The organism is Pseudomonas mediterranea CFBP 5447 (assembly GCF_000774145.1).
GTDB lineage: Bacteria > Pseudomonadota > Gammaproteobacteria > Pseudomonadales > Pseudomonadaceae > Aquipseudomonas > Aquipseudomonas mediterranea.
In genome coordinates this window covers 343,509-360,513 of sequence record NZ_KN322985.1, presented here as the reverse complement: position 1 = coordinate 360,513, position 17,005 = coordinate 343,509, and the positions used below count along the sequence as shown (strand labels likewise).

The 17,005-nt window shown below is 60.8% G+C and carries 19 protein-coding genes; 9 read left to right on the top strand and 10 right to left on the bottom strand.

Translation table 11 applies throughout. The features are described 5' to 3' along the window. Nucleotides 1–228 precede the first annotated feature (228 nt). Nucleotides 229–789, top strand: a complete 561-nt coding sequence (locus N005_RS13885) for a hypothetical protein (protein WP_047701708.1) — start codon at nt 229–231, stop codon at nt 787–789. Here the strand turns inward: N005_RS13885 and N005_RS13880 are convergent. Further along, a complete protein-coding gene (locus tag N005_RS13880) occupies nt 750–1,109 on the bottom strand; it encodes a hypothetical protein (RefSeq protein WP_230165253.1) in 360 nt (119 codons plus the stop codon). The two genes, N005_RS13885 and N005_RS13880, sit on opposite strands and share 40 nt — an antisense overlap. Nucleotides 1,110–1,485: 376 nt before the next feature. On the opposite strand from N005_RS13880, the gene N005_RS13875 reads away from it, so the two are divergent. Together N005_RS13875 and N005_RS13870 are read left to right on the top strand one after the other, a co-directional pair. Next, on the top strand, nt 1,486–1,764 hold the full coding sequence (locus N005_RS13875) for a BrnT family toxin (RefSeq protein WP_047701706.1): 279 nt from the start codon (nt 1,486–1,488) through the stop codon (nt 1,762–1,764). Beyond that, nucleotides 1,742–1,996, top strand: a complete 255-nt coding sequence (locus N005_RS13870; protein ID WP_047701705.1) for a BrnA antitoxin family protein — start codon at nt 1,742–1,744, stop codon at nt 1,994–1,996. The genes N005_RS13875 and N005_RS13870 overlap by 23 nt, the downstream gene beginning before the upstream one ends. 203 nt (nt 1,997–2,199) lie before the next feature. Here the strand turns inward: N005_RS13870 and N005_RS13865 are convergent, their stop codons facing one another. Then, nucleotides 2,200–2,931: a DUF899 domain-containing protein gene (locus tag N005_RS13865; RefSeq protein WP_047701704.1), complete on the bottom strand. Its 732-nt coding sequence runs from the start codon at nt 2,929–2,931 to the stop codon at nt 2,200–2,202. A gap of 174 nt (nt 2,932–3,105) precedes the next feature. On the opposite strand from N005_RS13865, the gene N005_RS13860 reads away from it, so the two are divergent. Next, complete coding sequence (locus N005_RS13860; protein ID WP_047701703.1) at nt 3,106–3,498, top strand: hypothetical protein; 393 nt, start codon at nt 3,106–3,108, stop codon at nt 3,496–3,498. Nucleotides 3,499–3,637: 139 nt separating this feature from the next. Here the strand turns inward: N005_RS13860 and N005_RS13855 are convergent, their stop codons facing one another. The 3 genes from N005_RS13855 to N005_RS13845 form a co-directional block, all read right to left on the bottom strand. Next, nucleotides 3,638–4,504: a DUF6279 family lipoprotein gene (locus N005_RS13855; protein ID WP_047701702.1), complete on the bottom strand. Its 867-nt coding sequence runs from the start codon at nt 4,502–4,504 to the stop codon at nt 3,638–3,640. A gap of 81 nt (nt 4,505–4,585) precedes the next feature. Beyond that, nucleotides 4,586–5,302 (bottom strand): TorF family putative porin, encoded by a 717-nt coding sequence (locus N005_RS13850; RefSeq protein WP_047701701.1) that lies wholly within the window; start codon nt 5,300–5,302, stop codon nt 4,586–4,588. A gap of 201 nt (nt 5,303–5,503) precedes the next feature. Beyond that, nucleotides 5,504–5,692 carry a hypothetical protein gene (locus N005_RS13845; RefSeq protein WP_016702300.1) on the bottom strand — a complete coding sequence of 63 codons (189 nt, stop codon included), beginning with the start codon at nt 5,690–5,692 and terminating at the stop codon, nt 5,504–5,506. 339 nt (nt 5,693–6,031) lie between these two features. Here N005_RS13845 and N005_RS13840 point away from each other — a divergent pair, with 339 nt between their 5' ends. Together N005_RS13840 and N005_RS13835 are read left to right on the top strand one after the other, a co-directional pair. Next, nucleotides 6,032–6,868, top strand: coding sequence for a CvfB family protein (locus N005_RS13840; protein ID WP_047701700.1), 837 nt, complete (start codon nt 6,032–6,034; stop codon nt 6,866–6,868). A 429-nt stretch (nt 6,869–7,297) separates the two neighbouring features. After that, entirely contained in the window at nt 7,298–8,752 is a 1,455-nt protein-coding gene (locus N005_RS13835) for an NCS1 family nucleobase:cation symporter-1 (protein WP_047701699.1), read from the top strand. Here the strand turns inward: N005_RS13835 and N005_RS13830 are convergent, their stop codons facing one another. Next, the gene (locus N005_RS13830; RefSeq protein WP_047701698.1) at nt 8,753–9,919 is read right to left on the bottom strand and encodes an MFS transporter; all 1,167 of its coding nucleotides are present in this window, start codon (nt 9,917–9,919) and stop codon (nt 8,753–8,755) included. A gap of 102 nt (nt 9,920–10,021) precedes the next feature. Here N005_RS13830 and ptrR point away from each other — a divergent pair, with 102 nt between their 5' ends. Further along, on the top strand, nt 10,022–10,915 hold the full coding sequence (gene ptrR / locus N005_RS13825) for a putrescine utilization regulator PtrR (protein WP_047701697.1): 894 nt from the start codon (nt 10,022–10,024) through the stop codon (nt 10,913–10,915). Nucleotides 10,916–11,054: 139 nt separating this feature from the next. Further along, the gene (locus tag N005_RS29790) at nt 11,055–11,183 is read left to right on the top strand and encodes a PA1414 family protein (RefSeq protein ID WP_256222727.1); all 129 of its coding nucleotides are present in this window, start codon (nt 11,055–11,057) and stop codon (nt 11,181–11,183) included. Between the two features lie 125 nt (nt 11,184–11,308). Here N005_RS29790 and N005_RS13820 read toward each other — a convergent pair whose 3' ends face one another. The 4 genes from N005_RS13820 to speB form a co-directional block, all read right to left on the bottom strand. Further along, a complete protein-coding gene (locus N005_RS13820) occupies nt 11,309–12,697 on the bottom strand; it encodes a sodium:solute symporter family protein (protein WP_047701696.1) in 1,389 nt (462 codons plus the stop codon). Between the two features lie 224 nt (nt 12,698–12,921). Continuing rightward, on the bottom strand, nt 12,922–14,433 hold the full coding sequence (locus tag N005_RS13815; RefSeq protein WP_231983285.1) for a purine-cytosine permease family protein: 1,512 nt from the start codon (nt 14,431–14,433) through the stop codon (nt 12,922–12,924). Nucleotides 14,434–14,484: 51 nt separating this feature from the next. Further along, nucleotides 14,485–14,892, bottom strand: a complete 408-nt coding sequence (locus N005_RS13810) for a YybH family protein (protein WP_047701694.1) — start codon at nt 14,890–14,892, stop codon at nt 14,485–14,487. Nucleotides 14,893–14,901: 9 nt separating this feature from the next. Next, nucleotides 14,902–15,852: an agmatinase gene (speB, locus tag N005_RS13805; RefSeq protein WP_024779101.1), complete on the bottom strand. Its 951-nt coding sequence runs from the start codon at nt 15,850–15,852 to the stop codon at nt 14,902–14,904. A gap of 257 nt (nt 15,853–16,109) precedes the next feature. Here speB and N005_RS13800 point away from each other — a divergent pair, with 257 nt between their 5' ends. After that, nucleotides 16,110–17,003, top strand: a complete 894-nt coding sequence (locus N005_RS13800; RefSeq protein ID WP_047701693.1) for a LysR family transcriptional regulator — start codon at nt 16,110–16,112, stop codon at nt 17,001–17,003. Nucleotides 17,004–17,005 lie beyond the last annotated feature (2 nt).

The window sequence follows — 17,005 nt, the reverse complement described above, 5'->3', positions numbered from 1 at the left end:
CGCATTTCCATGCTGGAGCGTGTGAGCGTTTCATTAATACCCTGCGTCCGGTCATTGTGCCGCAGAGCCTCACGGTTTGTGTAGCGGCCAACAAATTCCCGGAAAAAGGGGGCAGATTTGAATGGTACTTACATAACGGTTAACTAGCTGATATGAGGCTTGGATATATAAAGATCGGCTTTGGCTTGTTGATGGAAGTTAATTCTTAACGATGTGCTTGGAGCATTTATGAAGAAAACCACGCTGCTGTTGCTGTCCCTTGTCCTGACGTTACCAGGCTGCAAATCCAATGTCCGAGACTCTTCCCCAACCCTGCTCAACAACGGCATCCAACTCCAGCAAAATAAAGTAACCGTCGACGCCCAGCACGCCAAGGTCATCATGAAAGCGATCGGCAACGTCGTCCCGGTAGAGTTTTCGATCAGGCGCGCAATGGATCCTGACCAGCGCCTGGATGTGCAGGGAACGGTGGTGGATTCCGGTCGTGGCAAAGTGTTCGGCTGGATCGCCAAGCTTAACGAAGCGACTCACAGCGCGACCTTGAAGCACTTCCCTCAGTTGGAAGTACAAGCGGACCCCGATCAGCCATTCGAGGTATCGGGTTACGCCAGCGGTGAGAGTATCAACCATGGCTACCGCTGTGGTCCGATCAACACCACGTTCACGCCGGAGAAAGGTAAGGTTTATCTGGCGGAGTTTCAGTTTGTGGGTCAGGGCTGTGAACTGCATGTCTATGACATCACACTGCCTCAGCAGCGCATTCCTGTTACGAGCGCACCTAGCCTCTGATTCAGTTTACAAATGCGAAATGGGCGACCAACAGGTCGCCCATTTTCATTATTCCCCGCCTGCGCTCGCAACCGCCGCCCAATCACATCCATCACGTCGCACCCATCGCGCAACGATACGGTCAGTAGCTTGCAGAAGTCGGAAAGCACGACGGTGTCGGAGCTGATATCCGAACGAAACGCGATGTTCTCCAATACCTGAGTGACGGTGCGAATGCGGTAATCGGCAGTTTCGAAGAGAACGTCGAGCGGGGCTTCGGTGTCGATGAGCAGGGTGGCGGGTGTGCAGTCGACGCCGGTGATGGGCATGTATTTAGTCAGGTAAGAGCCTCGGTTAATGGATGACCCTCGTTGTTCAGATCGCCAAACCCGAGTCGCCATGTGGGCGACGGGGGACTATAGGCTCGCCGGCTCCTGGGTCACAAGACACCGCTTTCCGAGCCTTTTGTAGGACCTTGCTTAGGTGGCGGTCAGCTTTGGCTCTGCGTAGGCAGCGAAGACGTTTGCTGAGCTGTCGAGCAACGAAACATCCCACGACTTTTTAGGGTTGTCCCTCGGAAATGCGTTCCCTACGCTTTTGTCTTTCGCTTCCATTGCGAGACGTCGAGGACCAACCACGATTATGGGCCCGCCAGGGGCTTCGCATTCCTGCCGAGAAGAGTATTGTGTATGTACGTAAGTAAGTACAGGGCGTCCCATGCGGTTTGAATGGGACGAAGAGAAGAACCGAGCCAATATCCGCAAACACGGTATCGACTTCAACGACGTTCCGGGCGTCTTCCAGCATCCTGTGCTGGTTCTGCACGATGACCGAGCGGATTACGACGAAGATCGCTGGATCGCAATTGGCTGGATCAAGGTGTTGATTGGCGTGGTCGTGTATACCGAACGGCGTGGTGATGTCATCCGTATCATCTCAGCCCGAAAATCCACTCAGCAGGAGGCCAAACTGTATGTCAAAAGCATCGAAGACTGACTGGGAGCGCCTGGCCAGAATCAATGACGAAGACATCGACACTACCGACATCCCCGAATTGGGAGAGGATTTCTTTCGTCGCGCGGAGCTGCGTGTTCCGACAAAACAAGCGGTGACCATTCGCCTCGACTCCGATGTGCTGGAGTGGTTCAAGGGACAGGGCGCTGGTTACCAGACGCGCATCAATCAACTTCTGCGTCAGTACATGCAAGCGCAGCAAAACCACCGGTAATAAAGGATGCAGCAATGAAACGGGCGAATCAGGTCGTCCGTTTTCATTATTGTTCTTCCTGCGCCCGCAATCGTTTCCCAATCACATTCAAGTGGTGGTGTTGATTCAGGCACCGCAGGCGCCTGCTGCGCAGTCGAGCGGGAGCAAGCTCCCTCGCCACAGGGGGAGCTTTGCTCGACTGGGCGGTAGGCGAACGCCCTGCATCAACCGTGGCAGCAACCGCTGGGCTTGGCGTCTTCGTATTTATCGTGATGCCGTACCCAATCCATGATCTCGTCCTCATTACGCCCCTTCGGCGTCAGGTCGAGGTAGTGGTAGGTCCCGACCAGCATGTCCAGACCTCGGGCATAGGTGGAGTAGGTGTGAAAGATCTCGCCGGCTTCGTTGCGATAGAAGACGCTCAGGCCTGGGAGTTCGCCTTCGGCGGTGTCGGTTTTTTCGTAGTTGTAGGTGGCCGTTCCGGCGGCGGTGTTTTCGGCTTTGAAGCTGACGCCGAAGTCGTAGTTGAAGTCGCAACCGTTTGAAGAGACCCAGTCGAAGGCCCAGCCCATGCGGCGTTTGAACGGTTGGAATTCGGCGAACGGGGCGCGGGAGACGGCGACCACCGCCACATCGTGGTGGGCCAGGTGTTGGTTGGCGCCGTCGATGTGGTCGGAGAGGAAGGAGCAGCCTTGGCAGCCTTCTGTCCAGCCGGGGCCGAACATGAAGTGGTAGACGATCAGTTGGCTGCGGCCGCCGAACAGGTCGGCCAGGCTGAGTTCGCCGTCAGGCCCCTGGAAGCGGTAGGGTTTGTCGACTTTCACCCACGGCAGGGCGCGGCGTTCGGCGCTGAGTTTGTCCCGTTCGCGGGTGAAGGCTTTTTCGTGGGCCAGGTGTTGTTGGCGGGCCTTGAGCCATTCTTCTCGCGAGACGACTGGATGATTCTCTACGTTCATGGTGATTTCTCCTGGAGGCAGGGCGTTTCAACATGTGGTCGTCTGGCTCTGGATGAATTCGACAGACCGTTGGTCGGTTGGCGCGACGGTCCGCCTGGAATCCTGGCTGAACGGTGGCGTGGCGCCTCGGTCACAACTTGAGTAGACATCTCACTCTTTGGAGGATGGACCAGGATGACGACTTATAACTGGGACTTGATCGAACGGTTGTTGCACGAAGTGCAGAACGGCGCCGGCCACAGTTTTACCCCTCGGCCTTATGCGGAGCAGTACGCGGCGGCGAAGGCGGCCGCAGGCGAGGAGATAGAGAACCTCGATCATCTGAAAGCGGTCGCCGGGGAGTACGAGAAGTTGCTGCTGGAGCGTGGCTTCATTGAGCCTCGGCCGGAGGAAGAGGGCGGTAATGGCGAGAATTTCGTGCTGACGGTGCGGGGTTCGCGTTTGTTGAGCCTGATCGACAGCAGCATTCCCGGGAATGATCATCCGCGCCAGGTGCTGGATGAGCAGGAGGATGCGCTGGATGAGTTTACCTTTGATGATCTGGCTTCGAAGGCGCAGATTGCCTGAGGGTTGAACACAACACCTGTGGGAGCGAGCCTGCTCGCGATAGCGGTGTGTCAGTCGCCATCTATGCAGGATGACACTCCGCTATCGCGAGCAGGCTCGCTCCCACAGGGGCCTTCAGTGTTCTTGAGAGCCTGTTCGTTCAGCTTCTTGCCGCTTTCAGGCACTTCAAATCAGTAAAGTCCTTCTTCACCCCATCAATTTTCTTCAGCAGCCGTTCGCGCTGGGGCGGGGTGCTGTCGGCCATCAGGTCGATCAGCAGGCTGCGGGCCTGGGCTTCGGTGTTGTTGTAGGCCTCGCGATAGGCCGGGGTCCAGAGGCTTTCGCGGTTGACCAGCAGTTGCTCGATGCGTTTTGGAAAGTCGGGGTCGTGGCGCTGGGCCACGGCGGCGCTGAACTGGTTTTGCCAGTGGGCGCGGTTGGCGATCCATTGCTGGTTCTGGTCGCCGAGGGCGGTGGACCAGGCCACCACGCGCTGGCGTTGAGCGATGTTGAGGGGGCCGAGCCAGTCGTTCAGACGTTTTTCCATGCGCTCGCTGCGTTCCTGGATCTGCTGTTGCAGTGACGGCTTGAGGTATTCCTGCTGGCGCTTGCGCTGGTCCTTGATGAACGCGGCGTCCATGTCAGCGACCTGTTCATCGTTCAGGCCTTGCAGCAATTCGATGGCTGACGGCGTGATTTCCCGAGCGGTTTCGGCGATGGCGGCCTTGGCTTCCCGGGTGCGCTGTTGCAGGGCTTCGTCAGTCACCTGATCGTTCTGGACCATGATCTTCAAGCGGTCCAGCCAATCGAGGTAACCGGGCAGTTGCGTGGTGCAGTGCCAGCTCAGGTGCTCCTTGAGGCGTTCGTTGAACCAGTCCTTTTGCTCGCCGTTGATTTCCAGGTAGTCGTTGAGGGTCCAGGGGATGATCAGGTCGAGGTTGCGGTAGGCCAGGCCGATGCGGCTGCAGGCCGTCAGCAACAGCAGCAGGGCGATAAAGGTGACGGTGCGTGTAAACCAGCGCGACATGAGCGAGTCCTTGCGAAGCCATCGGTGTTTTGTTTGAGCATGGCAGGCGCGCGGCAGTTCAGCCGAGTGAATACGTAACCCTTAGTAAAACGGATGGGCCATCTTCAGGGTCAGCAGGCCGTCGCATTCGCTGTTGTGGCCGGAGTAGGCCGAACAGCTGCTGCCGCTGAGGCTGGAGTCGCTGTAGATCAGGTTCAGGTCGATGCCGCGCCACGGGCGGGAAATTTTCAACGACCAGTCGCTGAAGCTGCCTACATAGCCGTTCTCGACTGAAACCGGCGTATTGAGCTGATGGGTGGTGTATTTGGCGCTGATGCCGATGCCGAACGGCACGTTACCGCCCAGGTCGGCGAACAGCGTGCTGTTCTGTTTGTCCGGGTCATTGCTCAGGGCAGCGCCGAAACGGCTGCCGAGCACGGTCAGGCCACCATAGAGTTCCTGGCTGTCGAGGGTGTCGACGGTGGGGTAGCTGTAGTGGATCAGGCCGACTTCGTAACCCAGGGTCTGGTCGAAGGGATGCTTGAACCCCATGTAGGAATCCACTTCGAGGTCGGCGGAGGAGGTCAGCCCGGCGCTGGGTGACCATTGTCCAAAGTACCAGCCGCTGTCGTGGCTCAGGTCCAGGCCACCGTGAAACGAGCCGGTGCTCGAAGGCGTGACGAGGCCTTGGGCCATGCTGCGGCTGGGGCTGGTGCCGAGCTTGAGGTCGAAGTCGCCGAGTTCGCGCTGGAAGATCTGTCCGTGGGCTGGGGGACAGGCCAGCAGGCTGATGGTCAGCAGGGCAATGGGGATACGCATGCTTCACTCCGTGAATTAGCGAGGAGCAGGACAAGCTGGAACACTTGAGCTAGAACGCTTGAGCTAGAGAGGTGCAAGCATACCGGCGAATACCCGGCGATGAAGGCCGTTCGTCGATTTTTACCGGTGAGATGTGGCGGGGGAGGTTCCAGTCCAAGCGCTTCGAAGCTCAAAGCGCTTTGGGACCAGGTGATGCGGGGATTACTTCTTGCCCAGGCTGATCTGCTTGGATGGGCCGAATGTCTGGCCGCTGACGCCTTTGGCGATTTGCTGGATTTCACCGCCGGATTTGAGGAACGCAGCGATCTGGTCGTTGATCGATTCGCTGGTTTCAACGGCTGGAGCTGGCTTTGCTTTGCTGTTGGATGCTTTTACACGCATGGCGGCCATTAACCTGTCGATAATTAATTGGGCCAGGCATCGTACAGGAAATACATGACCCTTGCTTGGCTGATATCCCATTGAGTGATCTGGATTGGGCTGGGTAATGGGTGGATGTATACCGCTGTGATAGTCCTAAGCCACTGTTTTAAATAACAACCGCCAAGGAAATATGCCGTCGAGTGGCCTGTGCGAATCGGTCGCACGGGGTGTCGTCTGCCTGACGAATGGCCGCTCCACGGATGAAAACCCTGGAAAATCAAGGTGGAGACGGGCGCTTTCCCGCTGGCCACGAATCGCCCCGCAAAACCGGGTAGAATGCCGCCCACGCAACGAGGGTATTCGGAAATGGCTTTAGTCGGGCGCTACAACAGTTTGCAAGTGGTTAAACATACGAACTTCGGTTTATATCTGGACGGTGGTGCGGACGGCGAAATTCTTTTGCCCAATCGTTATATCCCCAAGGATATTCCCAGCGAAGATGAAGATTGGCTCAATGTTTTCATTTATCTGGACAGCGACGACAAACTGATCGCAACCACGGAAAAACCCAAAGTCCAGGTCGGTGAATTCGCCAGCCTGAAAGTGGTTGAAGTCAACAGCATCGGTGTGTTTCTCGACTGGGGCCTGCCCAAGGATCTGTTGCTACCGTTCTCGGAAGAGAAACGCCAGATGGCTGCCGGGGATTATTGTGTGGTGCATGTCTATCTCGACAAGCACACCCGCCGCATCACCGCCACGGCACGCCTGGACCGCTACCTGGACAAGACGCCGGCCAACTACTCGCCGGGGCAGGAAGTGGATCTGCTGGTTGCCGAGGCCACCGACATGGGCTTCAAGGCGATCATCAATAACCGCCACTGGGGACTTATTCACAAGAACGAAGTCTTCAAGTTTCTGCGCCCGGGCAAGCAGGAAAAAGGCTACATCAAGGAAATCCGTGCGGACGGCAAGATCAGCCTGAGCCTGCAGCCGGTGGGCCAGGAAGCCGCCACCAGCCTGAATGCCAAGATCCTCGCCAAGTTGCGTGACAACAACGGCACTCTGCCAGTCAGCGACAAGAGCGATCCGGCGCAGATCAGCAGCCTGTTTGGCGTGAGCAAGGGCAACTTCAAGAAAGCCATTGGTGCGCTGTACAAGAATGGGCAGATTGTCATTCATGCGGATCGTATTGAGTTGAGCTGATTCGACCACAGAGCTTTCTGGCCCTGTGGCAGACAGCACGTGCCCGCTGGACTGTTCCCTGTGGCGAGGGAGCTTGCTCCCGCTGGGTCGCGAAGCGGCCCCTCGATATATCGCCTCGGTGTGCCAGTTTTGACTGAGCACACCGGTTTGGGGCTGCTTCGCAGCCCAGCGGGAGCAAGCTCCCTCGCCACGGGTTCTTTGCTGTATACAAAATCTTGCACCTTTAGCATGCACGCGCGCCCTGTTCGTGGGCGTGTGTCCCTTCCTGTCCGCCATCAAACCCTGCCAAACACCGCTGCTTGTCTCATATTCCATGCCTATGGCACGCATTCTGCGTAGCGCTTCGTATACAAACCATGCCGGCTCCCGTGCGCAGTATGGTGAGCAAGTCATCTCGGGGGCACGGCGGTACTCATAAGGAGCCCCGCGATGTCCGAGCAATTGCCCGACGGCTACAGCCCCCGCCTCTATAACCAGGATTTGGGCCCGCTGCCGCAGAAATGGAATTGGTACAACATTTTCGCGTTCTGGATGAGCGATGTGCACAGCGTCGGTGGCTATGTGTTCGCCGCCAGCCTGTTCGCCTTGGGGCTGGCGAGTTGGCAAGTGTTGATCGCGCTGTTGGGCGGGATTTGCATCGTGCAGGTGATCGCCAACCTGGTGGCCAAGCCGAGCCAGCAGGCGGCGGTTCCGTATCCGGTGATCTGTCGGCTGGCGTTCGGTGTGTTCGGGGCGAATATCCCGGCGGTGATTCGCGGCTTGATCGCCGTGGCGTGGTACGGCATCCAGACGTACCTGGCGTCCAGTGCGCTGATCATCGTGGTGCTGCGCTTCTTTCCTACAATGGAAGTGTATGCGACGCCGCATTTTGCCGGTTTGTCTTACCTGGGCTGGTTTGGTTTCCTCAGCCTGTGGTTCGTCCAGGCACTGGTGTTCTGGACGGGGATGGAGTCGATCCGCCGTTTCATCGACTGGGCCGGGCCAGTGGTCTACGCGGTGATGTTTTTGCTGGCGGGCTGGATCGTGTGGAAGGCCGGTTGGAGCAACATCAGCTTTACGCTGGCGGAAAAATCCCTGTCCGGCTGGCAGGCGTTTGGTCAGGTGATCGTGGCGACGGCGCTGGTGGTGTCGTACTTTTCCGGGCCGACCCTTAATTTTGGCGATTTCAGTCGCTACTGCCGGAGCATGTCTGACGTGCGCCGGGGCAATTTCTGGGGGCTGCCGGTGAATTTCCTGGCGTTCTCGCTGGTCACCGTGGTGATTGTTTCCGGAACCCTGCCGGTGTTCGGCGAAATGCTCCATGATCCGATCGCCACCGTGGCGCGCATCGACAACGATGTGGCGGTGTTGCTCGGGGCCTTCGCCTTCGTGACGGCCACCGTCGGTATCAACATAGTCGCCAACTTCGTCTCGCCGGCCTTCGACTTCGCCAACGTTGCCCCCAGCAGGATCAGCTGGCGTGCCGGCGGCATGATCGCTGCGCTGGCGTCGATTTTCATCACGCCCTGGAACCTGTTCAACAATCCTGAAGTGATCCATTACACCCTGGATGTGCTGGCAGCCTTCATCGGCCCGTTGTTCGGGATTCTGCTGGTGGACTTCTACCTGATCAAAAAGCAGTGGATCGACGTCGATGCGCTGTTCGATGACGGCCCGAGCGGGCGTTATTACTACAGCGGCGGTATCAACTGGACGGCGGTCAAGGCGTTGGTGCCGGCGACGCTGATGGGCGTGGCGATCACCTTCACGCCGCTGCTGCAACCGATGGCCAACTTTGCCTGGTTCACCGGCTGTTTCCTTGGCGGGGTGTTGTATCTTGCCCTGGCGCGGCGCGAGCCGGCCGCGCAACCGAGCCCATCGTTCAGTTCGGTCGGCCAGGCCTGATCAACGCAGGACGGTTTGGGTACATGGGTTCATCGCGCTCCGGCGGGGTAGCAACAACCCACCGGCCAGCACCAGGCCGCAGCCGGCAACGATCAGCGCCGGTTGCAGGCCGCCGCTGAAGTGGCTGCTCAGCGCCGCCAGCAACGGCCCGCTGAGCTGACCCACGGCAAAGCAGGCGGTCAACAGCCCGGCGTTGCGCTGGGTGGCATGGGGGGCCAGTTCCCGGGAGCGCAGCATCACCAGTTGCATGCACGCCAGGAATGGCGCGCCGCACAGCATAACCCCCAGCGCCAACCCTGGCCCGCTGCCCAGCAGGCAGGCGAACACCCCGGCGGCCTGCAGCCATAACGTGCCGATCAACCAGCGGCCGGTGCTGTTCGGCGCCGGCCGACGCAGGCTCACCAGCAGCACGCCGAGGGCGGCGGCCAGGCCGAAGCAGGGCCAGAACAGGTCGGCCTGCCATTGGCCATGGAATTGCGCCGATGCCATCTGCGACAGGAACGTGGCGGGGATGATGTAGCCTACGCCATACAAGGCGTACACCACGCCGAGTCGGGCAATACCACGATTCGGCGTTGAGCCGGCCGGCGGCGCAACGGTTACGGCGATAGTGGGTTGCGGCAGGATCGGCAGCACCACCAGCAGCATCGCCATGGCCACACCGGCATACACCAGCCACAACATGGCGGACGTCTGACCCGACAAGTTCGAGACCAAGGCCAGCAGGCCTGTGAGAAAAATCCCCAGCCCCGGTCCGGCAAACACCAGCGCGCCCAACCGTGGCCGTCCCGCCGCGGCTGCCAGGGGTTGGCTCAAGGCCGTGATCATCACCAACACCCAGGCACTCGCCACGCCCGTGCCGAAGCGCAGCGCCAGATGCGGCCAGAAGCCCCAGGCCCAGAACGACGCCAGGGTCAACAGCACGCACAGCCACAGGCCGCCGAGCAGACGCCGGCGCACCTGTTCCGGGCGCCGGGCGAACATGGCGTCCAGCGCGCCGAGGAAATAACCCAGGTAGTTGGCGGCGGCAATCAGACCGGCGGCGGTCAAGTCGATCTGACCTTCGCCGATGAGATGAGGTAACTGAGGTGTCAGGGCGAAGCGGCCGATGCCCATGGCCATCATCAAGGCAATGAAGCTGGCAAGCAGGCGAACAAGGGGCGACATGGTCGTTCTCCACAGTGAGGTGAATGACCGTCAGGCTAGAACTGATTGACTTTCATTAAAAATGAATAATAGTGAGAAACTTGTTCCTTTTTGGAGAATGTCGTGGAGTTCAGCCAGTTACGGATTTTCCAGGCCGTGGCCGAGGAAGGGTCCATCACTCGCGCCGCTGAGCGCCTGCACCGGGTACCGTCGAATCTGTCGACCCGGCTCAAGCAGCTTGAAGAGCAACTGGGGGTGGATCTTTTCCTGCGGGAGCGTCAGCGCTTGCAGCTATCGCCTGCGGGAAAAGTCCTGTTGGACTACGCGGCCAAGCTCTTTGCCTTGCACGATGAAGCCCATGCTGCCGTGCAGGGCGGGCAACCGGCCGGGGAGTTTGTGCTGGGCACCATGTACAGCACGGCGGCGATTCATCTGCCGGACCTGCTGGCCAGTTATCACCGGGCGTATCCGGCGGTGAACCTGCAAGTGCAGTCCGGACCCAGCGGCGAATTGCTCGAAGGCTTGCTCACCGGGCGGCTCGATGCGGCACTGGTGGATGGCCCGCTGGAACTGGCGGGGCTGGACGGCGTGCCGTTGTGCGACGAGCGACTGGTGGTGATCACCGAGGCCGATCATCCGCCGGTGCGCAGTGCGCTGGATGTCCAGGGTCGCTCGGTGTTCACCTTTCGCCGAGGCTGTTCGTACCGCATGCGCCTGGAAGCCTGGTTTGCCCATGATCATGCAACCATGGGCCGAGCGATGGAGATCGAGTCTTACCAGGGGATGCTGGCGTGCGTGATCGCCGGGTCCGGGGTGGCGTTGTTGTCCGAGTCGATGCTGGCCAGCATGCCGGGCCGCGAGCGGGTGGCGGTGCATCCATTGGCCGAGCCGTTCGCCAGCGCCACGACCTGGCTGATGTGGCGCAAAGGCATGGTCGGGGCCAACCTGAACGCCTGGATCGAGTTGCAGCAACAGGCCTGGCCGCGGACGTCCGTGGCGACGGCCCAATCGGCTTGAACTACGGGCGCGGGATTTGGATCAATTCAGTAACAGATCATTGCAAACAGAGACGAGCATTGCGCAGCACATCGGACTATTATCAACGCGAAGGGGCCACAGAAATCTGCCGCTCGCATGACCCTGAGGGGGCACCACGATGAAAGAGAAAATCCAGAACTGGCTTCACGACCTGGGTGTCGCGCTCGGCCTGATCGAACCGCCCATGCAGCCGATTCCAATTCGCACCGATGACGAGCAACGCCGCCGCCAGCCGCGTCGCCGCTGATTACCTGTCAGGTCGATTTTTTGTGGGAGCGAGCCTGCTCGCGAATGCGTTGTATCAGCAGCATAAGTAGTCGCTGATACGCCGCCATCGCGAGCAGGCTCGCTCCCACAGTCGTTTACCGACTATCAGACCATCTTCGCCACCACGTTCGAGCGTGGCGACAACAGACTCACCACCACAAAACTCACCAGCGCCACGCCCAGGCTGTAGTAGATCGGCGTGTTGGCGTCCAGGCCGTCCTTGAGCATGAAGAACAGCGCGGTCACGAAGCCCAGCGACATACTGGTGATCGCCCCCGTGGTGGTGGCGCGTTTCCAGTAGATGGCGCCGATCAGCGGGATCAGCATGCCGCCCACCAACAGGTTGTAGGCCAAGGTAAGGGCGCTGATCACGTCGCTAACCACCAGGGCGATGCCCAGTACCACCACGCCCATCAACAGGGTGGCGATGCGGTTTTCATGGGCGTCGGCGCCGGTGCCTTCACGGCCTTGGCGCAAGCGGGGTAGCAGATCCTGGACCACGGTGGTCGAGGCCGCGAGCAGGCCCGCCGCCGCAGTGGACATCAGTGCTGCCAGTGCGGCGGCGACCACCAGCCCACGAATGCCGTTGGGCAGGCTGGTCTGGACCACGCTGGCAAAGGCGTTGTTGACGTTGGCGAGGTCCGGCAGCAACACCTTGGCCGCCATGCCGATCAACGCACCGGCCAGGCCGTATAGCACGCAATACAAGCCGGCGGCGGTGCCGGCCACCTTGGCCACGCCTTCGCTGCGGGCGGTGAACACCCGTTGCCAGATGTCCTGGCCGATGAAGATGCCGAAGAAGTAGATCAGGAAGTAAGTGATGATGGTGTCCCAGCCAATCGCGGTGAAATCGAAGTAGCTGGCCGGCAGTTTCGCCACCATCGTATCCCAGCCGCCGGCGTCCATGATGGACATCGGCATCAGCAGGAACACCAGGCCGACAGTCATGATCAGGAATTGCACGATGTCGGTGAGGGTCAGCGACCACATGCCGCCGATGGTGGAGTACAGCACCACGACGCCGCCGCCCACCAGGATCGAAGCCCAGAAGGGCAGGCCGAACAGCACCTGCATGACGGTGCCAATGGCGATGGTCGACGTCGCCCCGATCATCAGCGCATAAACCAGCATGATCAGCGCACTGGCGTGGCGTGCGGCCGGGTTGTAGCGGCGCTCCAGCACCTGGGTGACGGTGTAGATCTTCAGTTTGAGCAACGGCTTGGCCAGGAACAGGCTCAGGCCGACGATGCCCAGGCCGATGGCGCCGCACAGCCAGAACCCGGAAATCCCGTGGACATAGCCTAGGCGCACGGTGCCGATGGTGGACGCGCCGCCCAACACTGTGGCGGCCATGGTGCCCAGGTAAAAGCCCGGGCCCAGGTTGCGCCCGGCGACCAGGTAGTCGTCACGGGTTTTGGCGCGGCGCATGCCGTACCAGCCGAGGGCGATCATGCCGGCGGCGTAGATGAGAACGACGATTAAATCCAAAGCCATGATGGCGTGTCTCCGATTGTCTTTTTTATGGAGTGCGAGGTGGTACCGTCCCTGGCACTGACCTCAGTGCGAATCTGCTTGTGTGGCGAGGGAGCTTTTGTGGCGAGGGAGCTTGCTCCCGCTCGGTTGCGCAGCAACCGCTATCGGGAGCGCTTCGCACTCCAGCGGGAGCAAGCTCCCTCGCCACAAAGGCCCTCGGTCACAGGTATTGCGTTCACCATGGGTCAGGCGGCTTGTCGGAGCTCCGTTTTATCTGCTGGCGCCGAACCATCGCTACGCGAATCCCCCGGTCCATACACCGCCCCCGGTTCCGGGAACACCCCCAGCAACACCAGGTACACCAGCGAAGCCAGGCCCAGGGTCACCGGCAGGCTGATGTCGATGCCGCCCGCCAGCTCACCCAATGGCCCGACGAACTGCCCCGGCAGGTTGACGAAGCACAGACCGACCAGCGCGCTGGGGATCCAGGCCCCCAGGCCGCGCCAGTTCCAGCCGTGGCTGAACCAGTAGCGGCCGCCGGTTTCGCCCCGGGTGAACACTTGCAGGTCATCCGGGCAGTAGAAGCCGCGGCGCACCAGCAGGCCGATGATCATGATCACCATCCACGGCGTGGTGCAGGTGATGATCAGCACGGCGAAGGTCGACACGCTCTGCACCAGGTTCGCCGCGAAGCGTCCGATGAAGATGAAGGCAATCGACAGCACGCCGATCAACAGCGTCGCCTTGACCCGCGACAGCACCCGCGGAAACACGCTGGACATGTCCAACCCGGTGCCATACAGCGACGTGGTGCCGGTGGACATGCCACCGATCACCGCGATCAGGCACACCGGCAGGAAGAACCAGGTTGGCGACACCGCTAGCAGCCCGCCCACGTAGTTATTCGCTGCGATGTAGTCCGGCGCCTTGATCGCCACGATGGTGGCGGTGGCGAGGCCGAACAGGAACGGAATCAGCGTCGCCAGTTGCGCGGCGATCACCGCCGCCATGATGCGCCGCTTGGGTGTGTCGCGCGGGATGTAGCGCGACCAGTCACCGAGGAACGCGCCGAAGGAAATCGGGTTGCTCATGGCCACCAGCGCCGCGCCGATGAAGGCTGCCCAGAACCCCGGCTGGCCGAGGCCGACGGTGCCGGCGAACTGGCTGTCGAAGGCCGGTGCGAAGGCGACGATGCCCAGCAGGAACAACAGGCTGGCCGCCCACACGGCGATGCGGTTGACCCACAGCATGAAGCGGAAGCCGTAGATGCACACCGTCAGCACCAGCAGGGCGAACAGGCCGTAGGCCAGGCCCAGGCTCAGGTCGGTTTCCGGGACGCCGATCAAGCGTTTGGCGCCACCGATCAGCGCGTCCCCCGAACTCCAGACGGACAGCGAGAAGAACGCGATGGCGGTCAGCAGCGACAGGAACGAACCGACGATCCGCCCATGCACACCGAAGTGCGCACCGGAAGACACGGCGTTGTTGGTGCCGTTGAGCGGACCGAACAGGCCCATGGGGGCGAGGATGATCGAACCCACCAGCACGCCCAGCACGATCGCCCAGGCCCCAGCCTGGAACGATAGGCCGAACAACACCGGGAAACTGCCGAGCACGGCGGTGGCGAAGGTATTGGCACCGCCGAAGATCAGCCGGAACAGGTCGCCCGGGCCGGCGGTTCGTTCGTGGTCCGGAATCTGTTCGACTCCGTTGGTTTCGATTTGCGTAAGGCTGTTGTCGTTATTGTTATGCATGATCTGCTCCGATCATCGAGGTGCGTTCATCGAATGTGAACGTCGCCTGTTTGGCTAAGGGATTGGCAGCCCTTCCGGCATTGCGGACAAATGTTCGTGACAGGCCAGCCATAGGCCTTGTTGTTCTTGGCGAAACACAATGGTCTCGCGCTCCTGGCTAAAGTGAAGCTCCCCTAACATGCGCAGCTCGGTGGCCACGTCATGGATGAAAACCGCCACATCCCCTTGCAGGCTGACGAAGGCGTTGCTCGAAGTGCACGAGAGCACCTCGAAACCTTCCTCGGACCGCCAGCGGTCCCACAGTGCCTGATAGGCATCGCGAGACAGCAGGGGCTGTTCGAGGGTGTGGAACACGAAGCTCGCGTCAACGGTGAATGCGCCGAAGTAGGCGTCGCGGTCGTTGCGAGCGAAGGCCGACACCAGTTCGGCGGCGGCCTTGAGTACTTGATCCCGTTCGTTCATGACGACACCTCAGCGATGGGCCACGCCGGGCAGTACGCAGAGCATCTCGTACAGCAGGTTGGCGCCCAGCAGCGAGGTGTTGCCGGTGGTGTCGTACGGTGGCGAGACTTCCACCAGATCGCAACCGACCAGGTCGAGGCCCTGGCAGCCGCGCACGATCTCGATGGCCTGGATGGTGGTCAGGCCGCCGATTTCAGGGGTGCCGGTGCCTGGAGCCCAGGCCGGGTCGATGCCGTCGATGTCGAAGCTCAGGTACACCGGACCGCCGCCGACTTTCTCCCGCACTTCGGCCATCAGCGGTGCCAGGGAATGGTGCCAGCACTCTTCGGCCTGGACCACGCGAAAGCCCTGGCGACGGCTCCAGTTGAAGTCATCGGCGGTGTAGCCCTGGGCCCGCAGGCCGATCTGCACCACGCGATCGCAATCGAGCAGGCCTTCTTCGACGGCGCGGCGGAAGGTGGTGCCGTGAGCGATTTTCTCGCCGAACATGTGGTCGTTCACATCGGCATGGGCGTCGATGTGCACCAGGCCGACCTTGCCGTGTTTCTTGTGGATGGCTCGCAGGATCGGCAGGGTGATGGTGTGATCGCCGCCCAGGGTCAGCGGGATGACGTTGTGTTCGAGGATCTTGTGATACGACTCCTCGATGATCCGCACGGCGTCCAGCAGGTTGAAGGTGTTGATCGCCACGTCGCCGATGTCGGCCACCGACAGCGAGTCGAACGGCGCGGCCCCGGTGGCCATGTTGTAGGGGCGGATCATCACGGATTCGGCGCGGATCTCCCGCGGCCCGAAACGGGTGCCGGCGCGCAGGGAGGTGCCGATGTCCAGCGGCACGCCGACGAAGGCTGCGTCCAGGCCGGCGGCGGTGGGCACATGGGGAAGTCGCATCATGGTGGCGATGCCGCCGAAGCGCGGCATTTCGTTGCCGCCCAGTGGTTGGTGAAGAATCTTGTCCACGGGTAGGGCCTCATCGTTTGTTTTAGTTATCAGGGGCCGATTCTGCGAAAAGCCGTGGGCGCGAAGAATCGTTGGGGGCAAATACTTAGTTCAGATTTTTCTAAACTAATGTGGGGTGGGGGCGATAACTCTTGCTCAAAGAGGCTCACTGTTGGTCCTGATGGATACCCTGTGGCGAGGGGATTTATCCCCGGGGGATTTATCCCAATCCCCTCGCCACAAAGTTTTGCAGCGACCGCCGATATGGAGAACCCCCAATGACCAACGCTCTACCCGACCTGAAGCTGCTGCGAATCTTCGTCAGCGTGGTCCGGCACCAAGGGTTCGCCAATGCCCAGCATGAGCTCAACCTGTCCACATCGGCCATCAGCACCTACATGAGTCAACTCGAGTCGGCCTTGGGCCTGGTGTTGTGTCATCGCGGCCGGGGCGGGTTCAGCCTGACCAGCAAAGGCGAGTTGTTCCATCAGGAAACCCTGCGCCTGTTGGGTGAGCTCGAAGGTTTCGAGCAGTACGCCGCAGCCCTCAAGGGGGAGTTGCGCGGCACGTTGAACCTGGGGGTGATCGATTCCACCGTCAGCGACAAGGCCCTGCCGTTCGCCGAGGTCATCGGCGCCTACAGCCTCGAGCACCCGGCGGTGCACCTGCACTTGTCTGTCATGAGCCCTTACGAGCTGCAACTCGGCGTGCAGGACAACCGCCTGGACCTGGCCATCGGTGCATTTTCCACGCGCATGAGCGGGCTGATCTACATGCCGCTGTACCGCGAGCAGCACTGGTTGTATTGCAGCAATCGCCACCCGCTGTTCAACGAGCGGCGCATCCCCGAACAGCTCATCACCCAACAGCGGATGGTCGGGCGTGGTTACTGGAGCCAGGCCGAGCTGGCCCGCCACGGCTTCAAGCACAGCGCCGCGACGGTGGAGAGCATGGAGGCGCAACTGATCCTGGTCTTGTCCGGTGCCTACATCGGCTACCTGCCCGAACATTACGCCCAGGCCTGGGTCGACAAGGGCGACTTACGAGTACTGCTGCCGGCCACGTTCGGCTATCAGGCGCCGTTTTCGATGATCATGCGCCGGGGCCGTAGCCGCGAGCCGCTGATCCAGACTTTCCGCGACCTGCTTAAAGCGCAGCTCCACCAGGCCTGAGG